This is a genomic window from Anaeromicrobium sp. (genome assembly GCF_025210435.1).
GTDB lineage: Bacteria > Bacillota > Clostridia > Peptostreptococcales > Thermotaleaceae > Anaeromicrobium.
In genome coordinates this window covers 1-17,855 of record NZ_JAOART010000125.1, presented here as the reverse complement: position 1 = coordinate 17,855, position 17,855 = coordinate 1, and the positions used below count along the sequence as shown (strand labels likewise).

General features: G+C 30.5%; 18 protein-coding genes and 1 riboswitch. Of the genes, 13 read left to right on the top strand and 5 right to left on the bottom strand.

The features are described 5' to 3' along the window. The first annotated feature begins 247 nt into the window (after nt 1–247). The 4 genes from istA (at nt 248) to N4A57_RS15545 (ending at nt 2,790) form a co-directional block, all read left to right on the top strand. Entirely contained in the window at nt 248–1,180 is a 933-nt protein-coding gene (gene istA, locus N4A57_RS15560; protein WP_293658955.1) for an IS21 family transposase, read from the top strand. Nucleotides 1,181–1,299: 119 nt separating this feature from the next. Then, nucleotides 1,300–1,860: a hypothetical protein gene (locus N4A57_RS15555; protein WP_293658954.1), complete on the top strand. Its 561-nt coding sequence runs from the start codon at nt 1,300–1,302 to the stop codon at nt 1,858–1,860. 69 nt (nt 1,861–1,929) lie between these two features. Next, on the top strand, nt 1,930–2,076 hold the full coding sequence (locus N4A57_RS15550; RefSeq protein ID WP_293658953.1) for a hypothetical protein: 147 nt from the start codon (nt 1,930–1,932) through the stop codon (nt 2,074–2,076). Nucleotides 2,077–2,082: 6 nt separating this feature from the next. After that, complete coding sequence (locus N4A57_RS15545) at nt 2,083–2,790, top strand: DUF881 domain-containing protein (protein WP_293658952.1); 708 nt, start codon at nt 2,083–2,085, stop codon at nt 2,788–2,790. A gap of 105 nt (nt 2,791–2,895) precedes the next feature. Here the strand turns inward: N4A57_RS15545 and N4A57_RS15540 are convergent, their stop codons facing one another. From N4A57_RS15540 to N4A57_RS15530, 3 genes are read right to left on the bottom strand one after another with little or no spacing between them, the layout of a single operon-like run. Beyond that, a complete protein-coding gene (locus tag N4A57_RS15540; RefSeq protein ID WP_293658951.1) occupies nt 2,896–3,600 on the bottom strand; it encodes a cobalt-factor II C(20)-methyltransferase in 705 nt (234 codons plus the stop codon). Between the two features lie 43 nt (nt 3,601–3,643). Next, entirely contained in the window at nt 3,644–4,378 is a 735-nt protein-coding gene (locus N4A57_RS15535; protein WP_293658950.1) for an ABC transporter permease, read from the bottom strand. Next, entirely contained in the window at nt 4,379–5,218 is an 840-nt protein-coding gene (locus tag N4A57_RS15530; protein ID WP_293658949.1) for an ABC transporter ATP-binding protein, read from the bottom strand. 121 nt (nt 5,219–5,339) lie between these two features. Beyond that, nucleotides 5,340–5,528, top strand: a riboswitch (cobalamin riboswitch). Nucleotides 5,529–5,655: 127 nt separating this feature from the next. On the opposite strand from N4A57_RS15530, the gene N4A57_RS15525 reads away from it, so the two are divergent. The 4 genes from N4A57_RS15525 to N4A57_RS15505 are packed head-to-tail and all read left to right on the top strand — an operon-like array spanning nt 5,656 to nt 10,733. After that, nucleotides 5,656–6,711 carry a FecCD family ABC transporter permease gene (locus N4A57_RS15525; RefSeq protein WP_293658948.1) on the top strand — a complete coding sequence of 352 codons (1,056 nt, stop codon included), beginning with the start codon at nt 5,656–5,658 and terminating at the stop codon, nt 6,709–6,711. 10 nt (nt 6,712–6,721) lie between these two features. Continuing rightward, entirely contained in the window at nt 6,722–7,480 is a 759-nt protein-coding gene (locus N4A57_RS15520; RefSeq protein WP_293658947.1) for an ABC transporter ATP-binding protein, read from the top strand. A 25-nt stretch (nt 7,481–7,505) separates the two neighbouring features. After that, complete coding sequence (locus N4A57_RS18540; protein ID WP_330671535.1) at nt 7,506–9,239, top strand: sirohydrochlorin cobaltochelatase; 1,734 nt, start codon at nt 7,506–7,508, stop codon at nt 9,237–9,239. Between the two features lie 60 nt (nt 9,240–9,299). After that, nucleotides 9,300–10,733, top strand: coding sequence for an ABC transporter substrate-binding protein (locus N4A57_RS15505; protein WP_293658946.1), 1,434 nt, complete (start codon nt 9,300–9,302; stop codon nt 10,731–10,733). 314 nt (nt 10,734–11,047) lie between these two features. On the opposite strand, the gene N4A57_RS15500 is transcribed toward N4A57_RS15505, so the two are convergent. Further along, a complete protein-coding gene (locus N4A57_RS15500) occupies nt 11,048–12,169 on the bottom strand; it encodes an MGDG synthase family glycosyltransferase (protein WP_293658945.1) in 1,122 nt (373 codons plus the stop codon). Between the two features lie 224 nt (nt 12,170–12,393). Here N4A57_RS15500 and N4A57_RS15495 point away from each other — a divergent pair, with 224 nt between their 5' ends. The 4 genes from N4A57_RS15495 to N4A57_RS15480 all read left to right on the top strand — a co-directional run bounded on the left by N4A57_RS15495 (nt 12,394) and on the right by N4A57_RS15480 (nt 15,620). Continuing rightward, on the top strand, nt 12,394–13,014 hold the full coding sequence (locus N4A57_RS15495; protein ID WP_293658944.1) for a hypothetical protein: 621 nt from the start codon (nt 12,394–12,396) through the stop codon (nt 13,012–13,014). A 99-nt stretch (nt 13,015–13,113) separates the two neighbouring features. After that, complete coding sequence (locus N4A57_RS15490; RefSeq protein ID WP_293658943.1) at nt 13,114–13,677, top strand: hypothetical protein; 564 nt, start codon at nt 13,114–13,116, stop codon at nt 13,675–13,677. Nucleotides 13,678–14,039: 362 nt separating this feature from the next. After that, a complete protein-coding gene (locus N4A57_RS15485; RefSeq protein WP_293658942.1) occupies nt 14,040–14,666 on the top strand; it encodes a class I SAM-dependent methyltransferase in 627 nt (208 codons plus the stop codon). A gap of 126 nt (nt 14,667–14,792) precedes the next feature. Then, nucleotides 14,793–15,620 (top strand): hypothetical protein, encoded by an 828-nt coding sequence (locus N4A57_RS15480; protein ID WP_293658941.1) that lies wholly within the window; start codon nt 14,793–14,795, stop codon nt 15,618–15,620. Nucleotides 15,621–15,737: 117 nt separating this feature from the next. On the opposite strand, the gene N4A57_RS15475 is transcribed toward N4A57_RS15480, so the two are convergent. Next, the gene (locus N4A57_RS15475; protein WP_293658940.1) at nt 15,738–16,550 is read right to left on the bottom strand and encodes an NAD(+)/NADH kinase; all 813 of its coding nucleotides are present in this window, start codon (nt 16,548–16,550) and stop codon (nt 15,738–15,740) included. A 147-nt stretch (nt 16,551–16,697) separates the two neighbouring features. On the opposite strand from N4A57_RS15475, the gene N4A57_RS15470 reads away from it, so the two are divergent. Continuing rightward, nucleotides 16,698–17,609 carry an RluA family pseudouridine synthase gene (locus N4A57_RS15470; RefSeq protein ID WP_293658939.1) on the top strand — a complete coding sequence of 304 codons (912 nt, stop codon included), beginning with the start codon at nt 16,698–16,700 and terminating at the stop codon, nt 17,607–17,609. The last annotated feature ends 246 nt before the right edge of the window (nt 17,610–17,855 follow it).

The window sequence follows — 17,855 nt, the reverse complement described above, 5'->3', positions numbered from 1 at the left end:
TTGGTTTAATATCTTTATATCCTTCAATTTTATTACCACCTTTATGAGCAAATTATTAATTTAATTCTACTACTCATATAGGGTTTTGTTTTATTGAAGAAATATTATGAAAAATAATATCACCAAAATTGCGTGAGAACCTTGAAACTGACCCCCGGTTAACACTTAAAATTGACCCCCTAGAAATAATAAGATACTCTTTACACATGGAAGAAATAATATTTACATGTGGGAGGAGCAACTAGAGGTGAAGGATGTGCACGATTGGGTTACAGTACATAAATTATTTAAGAAAGGAACTCCGATTAAGAAAATAGCAAGGGATCTTGGCATGTCTAAGAACACAGTGAAGAGATTAATAAAACTAGACCAAGAACCTAAGTATTCTAGAGAATATTATGCCACCAAGTTAGATTCATATAAAGAAAAAATACAAGATTGGCATCTAAATCCTGAATATGACTATAATGGTACACGTATATTCAGAGAACTCAAAAAAATAGGCTATACTTACAGTATCGGCCCTGTATATAGATATTTAAGAACTTTAAAAGAAGACAAAATGAATGTACCTAAGAAAGCAACTGTAAGGATTGAAACCCCGTTAGGCGATCAAGCACAATTTGATTGGTCTCCATATAAGGTTAAACTTGCTGGGGAAATTAAAGAAGTATATTGTTTTACCATGATTTTGTCAGCCTCTAGAAAAAAAGCTATAGTCTTTTCATTAAAAGCTGATGGTGAGGCTATATACGAGGCAATCCAAGAACTATTTACTGATTTAGGAGGAGTAACAAAAGAATTGCTAATAGATAATCCCAAAGCCTTAGTCTTAGAAAATAAATCTGGTCAGGAGCCCGTATACAACATAAATGCTTTAAGATTAGCTATGCATATAGGTACAGAATTAAATTCTTGTCAGCCTTACAGAGCTAGGACTAAGGGGAAAATAGAAAAGCCTTACCAATATATTGAAGAACAATTTATTAAGGGAAGTAGTTTTGACTCCATGGAAGAATTAAATGAAGAAGGAAAATCATTTATAGCTCAATGGAATGAAGAAGTACATGGTACAACTAAGAGAATTCCTAATGAAATGTATAAAGAAGAGAAACATACGTTGTTGCCACTAAAAAATACGAGGCTAATTCACAAGCATCTAATAAGATATTTGAATTAAATTTAAATGGAAAGATTAGAAAATTTTATTATAATGCTTTTAGTTTAATATATAAAGAAAGTGAAAAATTAGTATACTCAAACTATAGAGATAAGGTGTAAGAGGGAAAGGAGAATATTGTGAGAATTAGTAATAATTATAATGTATACAATATTCTTGAAAGAACTGAAAAACAATTTAGGAATAAATTAAATGAAATTTTGGATAAAACAAAGTCTAGTGCAAATGAAGTTCATGAAAATAAAAGAGTTGCTGGAAGATTGATTTTAGTAAGTGAAGGTATTAATCGTGGAAAAGTTATATCAATCAAATATGCAGATGATTCTACTCCAGAAAATCCAATTATGTGTACAACAACTGGTGAACGTGTGAAAATTAATGATGTAAATCCTTATGACGCAACTGAATTGGAAATTAGGATATATTATGCACATTTAGATTTTATTGGAAAAGGTACCAATAGTAAATTTGGTACTTACAATGATTTGAGTCTTGTGAAAGCAACAGCATATGTTAATAATTTTACCCCATATAGTCCAATGGATATAACAGAAGAAAGTATAAAAAATTTAAAATTCAATTGGGTCAATTTAACAAGAAAAGTGATAGATGTTGAGAAAAACAATGACCCCAAATTACATTCTCGATTGCTACAACTTTATGAAGAACTTAGAACATAGGGGGGGCATTTTGATTCAATTATTCAAAGATAATCCAATTACAAAAAAGTATATTAAAAATATGGAAGGTTGCTTAAAATTAAAGAGTTAATTGAAAAAAGACTTGGAAAAAATAGTAAGTCACATGTTATAATAGAAATTGTTGCAACTATAGATATTACATATGATTATATTAACCACAATAGTATCTATCGTGCAAATTTAAATAGGTGGTGACTTATTTTGAAAAAAAATACATTATCATTCATAGTGTGTATTATTTTTTTAGGTATATTTATTGGTAGTCAATTTAAATTTGTAGAGACGTTAACAGGTGGTAATAATCCTTCACAAAAAGCGAAGGAATTAAAATTAGAAATTGCAGACTTGAGAAATAAAAAAGGATCTTTATTAAAAGAATTGGATTCTTTGAATGATACTATAGAAGAATATGAAAATGTCACAATAAAAAGCGATATTAGTATACAAAAAATAAAAAATGATATTGACAAATATAAGCTGGCATTGGGAAATAGCAATGTTATGGGGCCAGGGATTAGAATAAGACTGGATAATTCTCGATTGTATGAAAATTATGAACCCTTAGCTAGATATGCTGACTATTTGTTATTAATAATAAATAAATTGAATGCATCTGGTTCAGAAGCCATATGTGTAAATGGCCAAAGAATAATTGCAACTACAACAATAGATTATATACAGGACAAAAATAGATTGAAAATAAATGAAAAAAATATGTCTCCTCCTTTTGAAATTATAAGTATAGGAGATTGGAATAAATTAGAATCCACTCTAAATCTAAAATATGGATTAATATGGAGTATAAATAAAGAGAATATAGTAATAGCTAAAGTAAAGAAAGAAGATAATATAATCATTCCTAGCTACATTGGGAAATTGAAATTTAATTATGCCCATATAGTAGAATAAGAACACTTATAATTAGTTTGGTTAAAAGGCGCTGGACACTGATCATACACCAAAAAAGATTAAAATTAATTAATAATAAAGAAAGCCGTCAATGACGGCTTTTTTCTATACATTAGCATTTTTATTTATTAATATGGTTGAAAAATAAGAAATTTGTTCCTTAGAAACTTCTTCAATGTTAGTATAAGTAGTTTCACTATCTAATGAAGAATTACTAACTAATATGGCATGTTTAGATAAACCATGTTTTTTAATCTTTTCTATAATAGATTTAAAGTTCTTATAAACCTTCATTAAAACTATGCAATCATGATTTGCAAGGGTGTTATCTATCTTTTCCTCACTAGCAGTACATGGTAATATAACTAGTGGGTCCCTGTCCATAACTAGTGGGAAATTGTTACTAGATGCTATATTTGAGAAAGAACTTATTCCAGGAATAGTTTCCACTTGGATTTCATCATCTAATCTGTTTAAGATATATACATAAGTACTGTAAATCATTGGGTCTCCTAGGGTTACAAAACCTACATTTTTACCAGATTTTACATCTTCTATTATTTCCTTGGCAATACTTTGCCAAGCAACTTCCTTTTCTTCAGCATTGAAGTTCATAGGAAAATGTCTTTCCTTTATTTGAACACTTTCAGGAATGTATTCCTTTACTATGGATAATGCTAAACTCTCTCCACCTTCTTTAGGTTGAGGTGTAACTAAAATATCTAATTTTTCTAATGTTTTAACTGCCTTTATAGTAACTAAAGAACTGTCTCCTGGTCCTGTACCAATTCCATAAAATTTTGCCATCATTTGTACGAGTATAAGCACTAATAGCTTATCTCATGTCCCTCCTTTAATTGATTTCTCTGTAACTGGCGTATACGCCAAGTATGTAAAATACAACGATGTAACATATAAGAACAAATATTGATGTATAATCAAAGTTGTTTCTTAGGGCAATACCTCTTAGTGAATTAATAGTATGGGTAAGAGGTAATACATATATTATTTTTTTCACCATTAGTGGCATCTTATCTAAAGAGAAAAAAGTACCACATATGAACGTCATGGGAGTTATGATAAAACTAGTAAATCTGTTCATATCATAGTGGGAGTTTATAACCATGGCAGCATAATATCCGAATGCTGCAAATAATAAACTATTTAATAGGGCTATGGCGACAAAGGAAAAATTAACATGAATATAGGCTTTAAATAGATAAGATATTAATAAAATTATCATACCAGCATAAAGTCCTCTTAGGGCTCCTGCTAAAATATACCCCAAAGTTAAAAGGGATAGATTAACAGGTGCAGTCATGTAATCTTCAAAGCTTTTCTCATGAAGCCTAGCAACTGAAATCCTTATGGATACGGCATTAAAGCTAGTATGCATGGTAGACATGGCTATAATACCTGGGATAATATAGTGCATATAGTTATTTCCATCTATTACAATATCAGAGCCTAGGCCCCAACCAAAGGCTAAAAGATATAGTAGGGGAGTAACTACAGATTGGGATGTGATTTTAAAAGCTCTCTTTTGAAAGAATTTAAACTCCCTCCAAAGTATTGTTGAAATTTCCATCTATAACACCTTCCTATTTGTAAAGTTAAAGAATACATCTTCTAAGTTCGTATTTCTAAGGACATAATCACAAGTCAGTTCCTTAGCGTATTCCTGTGCAGTATCAATATTAGAAAAGTATTTATATATGGTTTTATCGTCTTCACTAAAATATTCTATGGTATATTTACCGATTTTTTCCTTTAAATTATTGTTAGTATCGTAATAGAATATTTTGCCTTTATCCATCAATCCTATTTTGTCACACAAATATTCGGCTTCTTCCATATAGTGGGTTGTTAGTATTATGGTTTTACCCTTGTGCTTCATTTTTTTTAGGATGTCCCAAATCTTTCTTCTATTGTTCAAATCAATACCTACAGTAGGCTCATCTAAAAATAAAATCTCGGGATCATTCACTAATGATTTAGCAATCATAAGTTTTCTTTTCATTCCTCCAGATAATTTTTTAGTAATACGATTTTGAACACCTTTAAGATCTGAAAATTGGAGTAGATCCTCAACTAAAGGCTTTATTTTTTCCTTGGGTATTTTGTATAGCTTTGCCGCAAATATTAAGTTTTCTTCCACAGTAAGTTCCTTATCTAGATTAATGTGTTGGGGAACTATACCTATCTTACTTTTTAAAAAAGTATTTCCCCTATGCATTTTTTCATCCTTAATTAGTATTTCTCCAGAAGTAGGTTTCAAAAGACCTACTAACATTTTTATTAAGGTGGTTTTACCAGCTCCATTGGGACCTAAAAGGCCTACAAAAGTACCTTTCTCAATGTTTAGTTGGAGATGGTCTACTGCATTAAAAGTTTGGAAGCTTTTGGTAATATTTTGTATTTTTATCATATTATCCAGTCCTTCTCCTATGAATTTATCATTTATAACTCTAGCAAAAAACATGTGAATTAGCAACTACTAAAAAAAACAGACTTTATTAGGACTAATTATTGACTTTAAAAAATTAATGATATATAATCCAAATGTAAGTGAATAATAAAACATATTAAGTCGTAGGGAAAGTGGTAAAAGCCACTGCAGCCCCCGCTACTGTAAGGCAGATGAAACCTTCATAACCACTGGGAAAGTTAAGATTCTGGGAAGGGAAGGAATGAACATGAAGCCAAGCCAGGAGACCTTGTTTAATATGAAGTATTCAACTTTCGGAGGGAAAGTAGGGAATATACAACAGAAGATATGGTGGTGAAAAATGCCATTGTATAAATTTGGTGTATATAACAAGAGCTTCCACAAAGCTCTTTTTTTATTGCAGGTAAGGAGAAATGATGAAAGAGTCGCTGATTAATGAGTTAAAGTCAAAGAACCGTGGGAAAAAAATAGTGGCAGTGTTTATTTTTATTCTTTTGATTGTCACATTAATACTATGTGTGAATTTAGGAAGAGCGGAAATATCACATGGACATGTAATTAAGGTAATAGGTGGTAAAATATTTAAAAATCCTGAAATGTATAGTGGAATAAAGAATTCTTACGTAAAGATAATATGGAACGTGAGATTACCTAGAATTCTTACGGCCATTATAGTAGGTGCAGGTCTAGCCGTTTCAGGAACAGTATTTCAATCACTTTTAATGAATCCTTTGGCAGATTCATATACTATGGGTGTTTCATCGGGAGCAGCCCTTGGAGCTACTTTGGCCATATACATAAATTTATTTTACGATATTTATGTGCCCATAACCATAAGTTCCTTTATTGGAGCCTTTGTTACCCTAATTATAGTAATATTCATAGCTAGAACTAAGGGGTACATAAGTGGATCTAACTTAATAATAGCCGGAATAATAGTTAGTTCCATATTTTCAGCTGGAATTAAATTCATAAAGAGCTTAGCTGGGGAAAACGTATCTGCCATAGTTAACTGGCTTATGGGAAGTCTAGCTGCTAGGAGCTGGGTACATGTGCAAATTGGATTTTTTACTATAAGTATTTCCATAATCATATGCTGGTATTATGCTAAGGATTTAAACTTACTATGCCTAGGGGAAAGGGAAGCAAAGAGTTTAGGAATAGACACGAAAAGGGTTAAGAAAATATTCTTAATCTGCGGATCCTTAATAACGGCAGTTTGTGTATCCATAAGCGGTATAATAGGCTTTGTGGGACTTATAGTTCCTCATATGCTAAGGTTTACCATAGGTTCAGATAATAGAATGTTAATACCTTTAAGCGCTCTTTTGGGGGGAGAGTTACTTTTATTAGCAGATACTGGATCTAGGGCACTTATGAATGTGGAAATACCTGTAGGTGTGCTTACTACCCTACTTGGAGGACCATTTTTTATCTACATATTTATCACAAGAAATAAGAGTTTGAATTAGGAGGAGTAACATGTTTCAAGTTAAAAACTTATCCTTTTCTTATGGAGATAAGGAGACCCTTAAAAATCTTACTTTTAAATTAGAAGAGGGCACAATGACTACTATTATAGGACCTAATGGTAGTGGAAAGACTACCCTTTTAAATGTGATTACTAATAATTTAGATAATTATAGTGGACATGTATATTTAGGAAATAAAAACTTAAAGGACTATTCCATTAAGGAACTGAGTCAAAATCTTGCTATAGTTTATCAAAATGTAGATATAAAATTTCCATTCACTTGTATGGAAGTGGTTGCCATGGGTAGAACTCCCTTTTCTAGTAGGATGAAGGATCTTACAAAAAAAGATTTAGAAATAATATACGAAGTTATGGATATGACAGATACTACTTCATTTATGAAGAAGGATATAACCCAATTAAGTGGGGGAGAAAAGCAAAGGATAATGTTGGCAAGGGCCTTAGCTCAAAGGCCAAAGATATTAGTCCTTGATGAGGCCTTTTCAAATATGGATATAAAATATACTATAAAATTTCTAGATTTATTAAGAGAAAAGGTTAAAAATGATGGGATCACTGTCATAAATATAATGCACGATTTAAATCTCACAGACATATACAGCGATAATATTTTAGCACTTTCCAAAGGAAATTTGGTAAAGTCAGGTAAAACCGAGGATATAATGAATCCTCAATTTATTAAATCACTATTTGGAATTAACACAAGAAAAATTTCTGATAGGGGATTAGCAATACTACCTATGTAAATGAAAAAAATTGGAGGGGTATATTTTGAAAAAAATAATAAGTTCCATATTAATACTTGGATTAATGTTTACTATGATTACTGGTTGTACTAAAAAGGAAGAAGCTAATGTGACTTCAAATGAAACACCAGCTAAAACTGAAGAAGTTAAAAAGGCCATACTAGCAGTTAGTTTTGGAACAAGCTATGCAGATACGAGAAAAGTAACTATAGAAGCAACTGAAAAGGCTTTAAGTGACGCTTTTCCAGAGTATGAGGTAAGAAGAGCATTTACTTCTAACATAATAATTAAGAAGTTAAAGGAAAGGGATAATATACAAGTTGATACGGTAGTGGAAGCTATGGATAAGTTAAAATCAGAAGGTTTTAATGAAGTAATAGTTCAACCACTTCATGTGATTCCTGGAGCTGAATACAATGATGTTAAAGAAGAGCTTAGAGCATATAACGATGGTACTTTTGACATATTTAAACTTGGAAGACCAATCCTTACAACAGATGAAGATTATAAATTAGCAGTAGAGGGAATGAAATCTCAAATTAAAGAGGACATGGGAGTTGTAGTGTTAATGGGTCACGGAACTCATCACCCTGCTAATGCAAGTTATGGAGCATTACAAGAGGCTTTTGTAAAGGAACATATGCCTGTATATGTGGGAACTGTGGAAGGATACCCAACATTAGATGATGTTATAAATAGACTTAAAAAAGATAAGGCTACTAAAGTTACATTAATGCCATACATGTTAGTTGCAGGAGACCATGCACAAAATGACATGGCAGGAGACGAAGAAGATTCTTGGAAGACTGTACTTAAAAAAGAAGGATTTGAAATTGAGACTTATTTACATGGATTAGGTGAAAATGAAGAATATAGAAAAATCTATATAAACCATGCTAAAGAAGCAATTGAAGGAGAGGGAGAAATAATTCCTCAGCCCCTAAACAAAGTAGAAATGGGAACTCAAGAGGCTGGAAAAAAGGGTATCTTAGTAGTGAGCTTTGGAACAAGCTATGCAGATACGAGAAAAGTAACTATAGAAGCAGTTGAAGAAAAAATTGCAAAGGAATTTTCTGATTACCAAGTAAAAAGAGCATTCACTTCAAATATGATAATCAAAAAATTAAAAGAACGTGATGGAATCATGGTAGATACTCCAGAGGAAGCTTTAAATAAAATGAAAGAAGAAGGTTTTGAAGAAGTAATAGTACAACCTCTTCATATAATGGCTGGAGCTGAATATGATGATTTAGTAGAAGCAACTAGAGCTTATGAAGATACATTTAAGAAATTAGTAGTAGGAAAATCTGTATTATCAGGTCCAGTTTCTTATGAAAAGGCTGCTAATGGTTTAATGACTCAAGTTGGAAAATTAGAAAAGGGTGAAGCCGTAGTAGTTATGGGACATGGTACTCACCATGCTTCTAATGCAAGCTATGCATGTCTACAAAATAAGTTTAATGATAAGGGATTACCTGTATATGTGGGAACTGTAGAAGCTCATCCAGCTTTAGAAGATGTTATAGCTAAACTAAAGAAAGACAATATTAAAAAGGTTAAATTAATGCCGTACATGTTAGTTGCAGGAGATCATGCACAAAATGATATGGCAGGGGACGAAGAAGATTCTTGGAAGACTGTTCTTAAGAAGGAAGGATTTGAAGTAGAAATATACCTTCACGGATTAGGAGAAAATAAAGAATACCAAAATATATATGTGGAAAACACAAAAGAAGCAATTGCTGGTGAACATGAATAAATAATAAATAAAAGGGGACGGTCATAGGCCGTCCCAATTTTGAATTGTAGGAGGTATAAGATGAAAAATAGAATTAGTATAGTATTTTTAGCCCTTTGTATAATCTTTACTTTTAGTGCATGTGGAAAAGAAGATCCTTCTACAGCTACAGTAAAGGAAGAAGCCAATATACAAATAGTAGATGACATGAAAAATACCATATCAATGGATGAACCTGCCAAAAGAATTATAAGTTTGTACTCAGCCCATACGGAGAATTTATTTGCACTAGGCCTTAATGATGAAATAATAGGTGTAGGAAAAAGTGATGCATATCCATACGAAGTAACCAAAAAAAATGTATTTGATTATAGGTCAGATCCAGAAAAGGTAATTGCAGAAGACCCAGATTTAGTATTAATAAGACCATTTATAAATAAAAGTAAGCCTGAGTTTGTAGAGGCTTTAAAAAATGCAGGGATAAATGTGGTTAGTTTATATCCAGATTCCTTTGAGAAATTCCCTGAATATATAAAAAAATTAGGAACAATTACAGGTAAAGAAAATATAGCTAAAGAAAAGTTAGAAAAGTTTAATAAGGATATAGAAGAATTAAAAAAAATAACAGAAAATATGGATACTAAAACTAAAGTATTCTTTGAAGCTACAGAGACAAACTATAGGACCATAACGCCAAATTCCATGGCTGCCCATGCCATAGAATATGCAGGTGGAGAAAATGTGGCTAGTGATGCCGTGGCCATAAGAGAAGGAACTACTATAGCATCCTATGGAATAGAACGAATACTTGAAAAGGCTGAGGACATAGAAGTATACATATCTCAAAGGGGAGCTATGAACTCAGGAGGGAATTTACACTCCATATCCATAAGACCTGGCTTTGATGCCATAAAGGCCCTAAAAGATAAGAGAGTGTATACTATAAATGAAAAATTAGTATCGAGTCCAACCTTTAGATTTGTTAAGGGAGTAAAAGAATTATCTAGAATGTTCTATCCTGAAATGATAGATAATTTAGATGAATTTAATATAGATGAAAAATTAAATAAAAGAGAATTTGCTAGGATGAGTGTTATGGCTAAACATAGACCCATATTTAGCCCCACCTCAAAATATTATAGAAAAAAACATAGGGGCCATACCTATGGTACCTTTGAAGATATAGATTTTACAGATGATGATTTTGACTATATTGAGACAGCCGTATTGGCAGGATATGTAGATTATGAGGATTCCTTATTTAATCCACATAAGGAAATTACAAAGGAAGAATTGTCAAAGAGCATTTATGTAATGTACGAATTTAAAAATAAGGATGAAAAATCTATAAATATAAGTGATATAGAAGAATGTGATAATAAAAATATAACAGAAATAGTAGTAAAAAATAATATATTATCCTTAGAGGATGGAAAGTTCAATCCAAAGAGGGTAGTTACTAAAAAAGAAGCACTAGATGCCATAAAAATGGCAAAAGAAAAAAGCATGGATTAAGGCATATTCAAAAAATAAATTAGTCATTTCACTGGTTAGGCATATTCAAAAAATAAATTAGTCATTTCACTGGTTATTTGAATTATTTTCTTCGTTATGGGATCGCTTACATATGTTTAATATGCTCGCTCACCATGCCTTGAAAATAATCCAAATCCCTCAGAGAACTGACTAGTTTATTTCTTTCATATGCCTTATTTGAATTATTTTCTTCGTTATGGAATCGCTTACATATGTTCAATATGCTCGCTCGCCATGCCTTGAAAATAATTCAAATTCCTCAGGAAATTGACTAGTTTATTTTTTTTATATGCCTAACCATGCTTTTTTGCTTCTCTTAAACTTAATATGAATTCACATATATTTTTAACAGAGTCTGTCTTTTTCATTTTATTCATATTGTCCTTTAACTCATAATATTTATGAGTATTATCTTTTAAAGTATTAATACAAGATATGAGGGAGTTTGGACTGTTAGCTATCATACCTATACTGTTATTTAATATGAACTCTGTATTTCTTTCTTCTTGACCAGGTAATGAATAGGATACTATGATGGGTAATTCTTTGCTTAGGGCCTCTGTCACTGTTATACCACCTGGTTTTGTGATTATAAAGTCTGATATGCTCATAAGTTCATTAATATTATCTACAAATCCGTATACGATAAGATTTGGATTATCTATGTTAGTAAGATATTTATATAGGGATTCATTTCTCCCTGTAATTGCAATTATCTGCATATCATTATTATACTTTAATACATAATCGAGAGTTTCCTTTATATTACCAAGGCCAAGGCCACCACCCATAAGTAGGGTTGTAAAGGAATTTTTTATACTTAATTTATTACAAAGTTTTTCCCTATCTTCATTCATATGGAATTTATTGTCAATGGGAATTCCAAAGAAACGAGCCTTTTGTCTTGGTATATGCCAATAGTCTAGCTCATACTCAAAGGAATCACATGGAAAGACAAAGTAATCCACTTCTGAATTTATCCAGCTAGGATGTATAGTATAATCTGTAAGGACATTCACTATGGGAACGGATATTTGTCCCTTTTTTTTCAATGCAGAAAGTGCTTCTGAAGGAAAAGGATGGGTACATACTATAACATCTGGATTAAAATCCTTGAGTAATTTTTTTAATTTTCTAGATAATAATATTGTATTTAAAAAATCTCCCATATCCATAATAGAACTATCATTTTCTTCTGTTTTTTTATATACATATCCATATAAGGTGGGTATATATTTTATAGACTTCATATAGGTTTCTATTATTATTTTGTGTAGATTAGAATTTACATAATGAAATGTATCAATAATTTTCGTGTTGTTATGGGGAAAATTATTATCAATATAATTTGAAATAGTTTTGGCTACCTTATTGTGCCCTTCTCCAGCCGATACTGTAAAAAATAGTATATTCAATAGTAAGACCTCCTTGCATAGGTATTCATACAGTGTCACCCTATACCAAAAGAATATTATACACTATTTAATGGGAGTTTAGGCAATAAATATAAAATTTATACAAATTGGAGTATTTTTTCTAATATTAGACTAAAAACTCCATCATATTCAACAGGAAGGATTGAAAAGTCCCATGGGTATGTTAAAATAATTAAGAGATTAATTACAAAGGTGGTCGCCATATGGATAGGATACTAGATATACTAAAGAATCATTCATTAGAAGAAATGTTTTATACGGAAAATATGGAAGAATTCCAGTGGATTTGGTTTAATGAGGAAACTATAAAGGATATATTTATAAATTTATCACTATATGATGAGATGGAAGAAGAAATAAATAAGTATATTGGAGAAAAGAATTTTAAAGAAATAGAAGAATTCTTTACGGCCCTCTTTAAGAAAAAGGGATTTGAGATAATGGAACAAAATCTATTTGCTTCATTAGAAGAAGGATATAAGACCACAACAGATATAGATACTGTCATATATTTAAATGATAAATATTATAAAAAACTACATATAAAGTGTATGAAAGAATATGGATGGATACTCATGGCCATGGCCATAGATACCTATAAAAATTTAGCTAGTCATTATGAGAATAAAGAAAATGTTTATGAAGAAATGTATGAAGATAATAGTCGAATACTAGAAGAAGTTCTTTCAGTGGGAGAATATAATCATATGATAGGCACCTGGAAGATAGATCGGGAATGTGGTCTTCTTCGATTTTATAAGGGGAAAAAATTCTATAATAGCTGGAGTAAGGAAGAAGTGGAAGCTATTTTTAGAAATAAGTAATAGGCAATTAGTTGGAATTTATCTATTTATAAATTAGAGAAATATCATATTATGATATAATTTAGGGAGATATAGTATATTTTGTGGAAGGAGATTAACATGCAAGGCAAGGTTCGCAATATTAAAAGGGTAGCTACCCATATTGAATGGGCAATGACAATAGGAAATAAGGAAAAGTTAATAAATCATATAGAGGAAATGATGTCATTATGCAATGAAGTAAAGGCTGGAATCATGGAAGAGAAAAAGCCTAATTGTGATATTAATGTGGAAGTAATAAATGAGATACCTTTCTTATACAAACCAATTCTGAAGAAGGACTATTATGAAGGGACTTATTTAGAAGATTTTGGAGAACAGAGGAGCGAAGATTTGAAATTGTCAAAAGCAATGAATAATCATAATAAGTTCTGGCAAAGTTATGAAATAATAAAGGGAAATATATTTGGATCTGTACCAAAGGAATTACTTAGTGAAGATAGTATTAGGGACTTAAAGCGTTTTGGTTGGGATGAGTGTACTGTTAATGTAATTGATGTATTAGAGAGAAAATGTGATTTTGATGAGATGATAAAATTTTGTGAAAGTGAATACGGAAAATATGTAATAGTTAAAGAAAAGTCTTCAGAAGTAGAAATGATATTGCATTATATGATGGGATAGGAAACAATAATAGAAAAAAGAAGCTTTTACTAAAATTGAAAAGACATCATGTGAAATTAGAAAAAATTTCACATGATGTCTTTTTTTCATATGCTTAATTTAGTTACTTTGTTTTTTTCTGTGTATAATATTGTAGTATAATTATGATTATAATAAAAAAACTTAGTAAATGGCAAAAAAGTGAAGAAAAATATCATAATGCATACTGGTTATATTTACCAGAGGAATGAATTGTATTATGATGTTATGGGGCACAATATTTAGAAAGTCTATCATAATGTGGTTGTACTACCTTATGGTTATGGGACTATAATTATAATAAAATGTTTAATCAGAATTAATTTAGATAGGGAGAGCAACTTATGAGTGAGTACTGGCAAAATAGGTATAAAAATAAAGAAATGATATGGGGAACGGAACCTAGTAAGACTGCTATAGGTGCAAAGGAAATATTCCAGCATCAAAACATTAAGGATATATTAATACCAGGAGGGGGATATGGTAGAAATACTAAAGTATTTTCTGATGCTCAATTCAAAGTGGATACTATTGAAATTTCAAAAGAGGCCATATATCTTGGTAAACAATGGGATGAAAGAACAAACTTTATACATGGGTCCGTATTAGACATGCCTTTAACAGGTAAAATATATGAGGGCATATACTGCTATAATCTACTACACTTATTTTTGGAAGAGGATAGAAAGATACTTATACAAAAGTGTTATAAACAATTAAAGAGAGATGGTTTAATATTTTGTACTGTTTTATCCGAAAAGGATGAAAGCCTTGGTCGTGGACATATGATTGAATATAATACTTTTAAAGATGAAAAGGGGAAGATAGTCCATAACTTTACCCAAAAGGACATGAGAATTCATTTTGAGGAATTTAACATACTAAAGATAGGTGAAATTCAAGAGAAGATTATGGCCCCTGGTGTAGGTGAACGAATGTGTAATTTGAGATATATTTTGGCAAGAAAATAGAAATTTAAGATATATTTATGGTTAGAAATATTTACCATAATATTACTATATAATATAATTGCATATAAAAGAACTTAGGCATATTTAAGAGTTTCAACTATAAAATAACAAAAGAGGAGAGCTTATATGACAAAAAATATTCTTTTAGTATTATTGGTTATGGCAATATTAGCATGTGGACTCTTAGTAGTAGATTCATATGTAATAGGTAATGAAGATAATACAAATGAGAAGGCATTAAAAGAAAGTATTATAAATAAGTGTACTGAATATAAGACTATAGGTTTAAATGAACTTACGCCCTTTGAGTGGGACCAGGTATACTCCTTTCCACCTTATATGGATAAGGATTCAATGAGTAAAATGTCAGGTATACCTGAAGGGGATTTAAGTGAAACATATAATGAAGGTACCATGAATATTGTATTTTTGAAAGAAAAGGAAGTCGTATGTAAAATAGTAGGTTATCCAAAGGAATTTTATTTAAGTATAGGTGATTTAAAATATGAAAACAATGAAAGACTTTTAATAAGTAAATTACCTACTAAAAATGATAAGACCATAGTTTTAAATATATATAAGGGGGGAGATTTAAAACTATTAGAAGAAGGAAATTATTTAAATGAAAATATGGTTGGTTATTGGGAAAGGACTATTGAGGAAGAAAATATTAATGAAATAAACCAAAAGTATATCAATATGATTTTAACTAAGGATGGAGTAGTAAAATTTAATTTTTTCTACAGTTTATATAAGGATAACACGGATATACAAAATTTGCATAAAGCAGGGTCTAAAAGTAGCATACAAGCCTTTAATAGGGATAATAGTAAGTATATGATAGAAGACGGGGAAATTAGGTTAAAATACTACAAAGATAGGTTTAGAATAAAAATAGATCTAAAGGGAGAAAGTAGTATATTAAATGGTGAATATGAATTGGTAAAGAAATAAGGGATAATATGTGGCATATAGAACTTTTAGATATGGCAGTATCTTAATATGATAATAATTATAGCCAAAGTTATATGTATATTTTCCATATAACTTTGGCTAATTTATACACTCATCCTATAAAAACTTTTCTTTAACCTTATTCCAAAAATCATAGTTCTTAAGTCTTAATACTTGAGCCTTTAATGATGACATTCTAAGTTGAATCTCTTCAATCTCATCATATTTGTGTTCTTCTCCATCGGTAACTATTAAAATAGAATTTTCAAATCTATACTCTGGATAGACTTTAATTGTAGAAGTCTCAGGAACTATAATGCTGGATGTGAAGGATCTATATGCTGTTGTAGTTATGGGTGCTATGGGTGTTATCTGCATTAAAGATAATCTTGGGTCTACTATACTACCTCTTAAAGAATAATTGTAGGCAGTGGAGCCTGCTGGTGTAGCAACTAATACACCGTCTCCACTAAACTTTTCTAAAAAACTATTATCTAGAGATATGTTCAAATGAATAGTTCTTGATTTATCACCCTTTATGGAAATTTCATTTACACCTAAAAGTTCTATACAGTGAGATTTAGTACATACTAAAGCTTCCACTAATTTGAGATCTTGTATAGTATATTCTCCTTTAGAATAAAGGAAAATAAACTCATCTAGTTGATAGGGAGATACCTCTTGAAAAAATCCAAGGTGTCCCGTATTTATTCCCACTATAGGAATATTTGGAAAATTATTTTCATGAAGGGTTCTTAAAAAGGAACCATCCCCTCCCACACAGATTATTAAATCACCCTCTGAATCAAATTCAGTAGGTACATAGTAGCCAGCTTTTTCTAATTTTTGTTTTAATACCCTACTAGTTTCTCTTGAAATAGGTCTATCATTAGACACTATATTTATAATACGATTTTCGCCCTTAAGCATCAAATCACTCCATTTTATGTAAATTTAATTAATTTTACCATAATTAAAATTTAAATTAAAGGTAATATTATGTATTAACGTCTTTAAAGAAGTTCTTTTGTAAGTTATAATAAATCTTGTTAAACTAAATTATAAAGGTGAGAAAATATGATGAATACAAATGAAGAAACTAACAAATTAAAATTTTTAGTAGATGATGAACATGCAGGAACTCCATTAAAAGAAATATTATATGATGTTATGAAATTATCTAGTAGATTAGTGAGAAGAGCTAAAAGAAAAAAGGGAATATTAGTAAATGGTCATAAAATTCCATTACATTCTAGATTGAGAAGAAATGATTTAGTAGAGGTAATAATGGAAGATGAACCAAATCAATTTGAACCAGATGATATAAACATAGAGATAGTATATGAAGATGTGGACCTAATTATAATTAATAAACAACCTGGATTAGTAGTACATCCTACAAAGGGTCATCCTAGGGGAACTTTAGCAAATGCCCTAGTTCATCATATGAATAAAAGTGGAAATACATTTAAAATAAGATTTGTGAATAGATTAGATAGAGATACTTCAGGTTTAATAATAGTAGCCAAAAACTCCTTTGGTCAGCAGGAGCTATCTAAGCAGATGCAGGAAAATAAAGTAGATAAATATTATCTTACAGTAGTAGAAGGTCAAGTAAGTGAAGATAAAGGAACCATATTTGCTCCCATAGGAAGGGAATATGAAGATAGTATAAAAAGAGTTGTAATAGAAGGTGGACAAGACTGTATAACCCATTTTAAGGTAAAAGAGAGAATGAAAAAGGCTACAGTATTAGAAATAAAGCTAGAAACGGGAAGAACACATCAAATTAGGGTTCATATGGAGTATATGGGACATGCTTTAGTAGGTGATGAATTGTATGGAAAAATTAGTGAATTAATAGGAAGACAGGCACTACATGCTAAAAGACTAGCCTTTAATCAACCGAGGACAGGTGAAAGAATAGTTGTAGATTCTACTATTCCAAAGGATATGGAAAATTTAATAAATATTTTATTATCTAATTAAGTATGACCTATTGAAATTTCGAAAAAAGTGGAAAAATATTGAAATATGCATGAAAAACTTATATTATATCACATAAACTAAATATTCTGAAAAAAAATCAGGGAGGGCCACTGAAAAAGTAATACTTTTTCAAGGTTTCAAATCTTAAAAGGAAAAATAAGCTTTAAATTGATGAGTTAAAATTCAATTTAAAGCTTATTTTATACATTTTTTCATATTTCCCTTACATTTCTTTACTCTGTTAAG

Excerpts from the sequence above, each read along its gene's own strand:
- N4A57_RS15520 (WP_293658947.1), top strand. The coding sequence starts at position 6,722 with ATGTTTCAAGTTAAAAACTTATCCTTTTCTTATGGAGATAAGGAGACC.
- N4A57_RS15475 (WP_293658940.1), bottom strand. The coding sequence starts at position 16,550 with ATGCTTAAGGGCGAAAATCGTATTATAAATATAGTGTCTAATGATAGA.
- N4A57_RS15470 (WP_293658939.1), top strand. The coding sequence starts at position 16,698 with ATGATGAATACAAATGAAGAAACTAACAAATTAAAATTTTTAGTAGAT.
- N4A57_RS15525 (WP_293658948.1), top strand. The coding sequence starts at position 5,656 with ATGAAAGAGTCGCTGATTAATGAGTTAAAGTCAAAGAACCGTGGGAAA.
- N4A57_RS15495 (WP_293658944.1), top strand. The coding sequence starts at position 12,394 with ATGGATAGGATACTAGATATACTAAAGAATCATTCATTAGAAGAAATG.
- N4A57_RS15530 (WP_293658949.1), bottom strand. The coding sequence starts at position 5,218 with ATGATAAAAATACAAAATATTACCAAAAGCTTCCAAACTTTTAATGCA.
- N4A57_RS15490 (WP_293658943.1), top strand. The coding sequence starts at position 13,114 with ATGCAAGGCAAGGTTCGCAATATTAAAAGGGTAGCTACCCATATTGAA.
- N4A57_RS15480 (WP_293658941.1), top strand. The coding sequence starts at position 14,793 with ATGACAAAAAATATTCTTTTAGTATTATTGGTTATGGCAATATTAGCA.
- N4A57_RS15540 (WP_293658951.1), bottom strand. The coding sequence starts at position 3,600 with ATGATGGCAAAATTTTATGGAATTGGTACAGGACCAGGAGACAGTTCT.
- N4A57_RS15485 (WP_293658942.1), top strand. The coding sequence starts at position 14,040 with ATGAGTGAGTACTGGCAAAATAGGTATAAAAATAAAGAAATGATATGG.
- N4A57_RS15505 (WP_293658946.1), top strand. The coding sequence starts at position 9,300 with ATGAAAAATAGAATTAGTATAGTATTTTTAGCCCTTTGTATAATCTTT.
- N4A57_RS15535 (WP_293658950.1), bottom strand. The coding sequence starts at position 4,378 with ATGGAAATTTCAACAATACTTTGGAGGGAGTTTAAATTCTTTCAAAAG.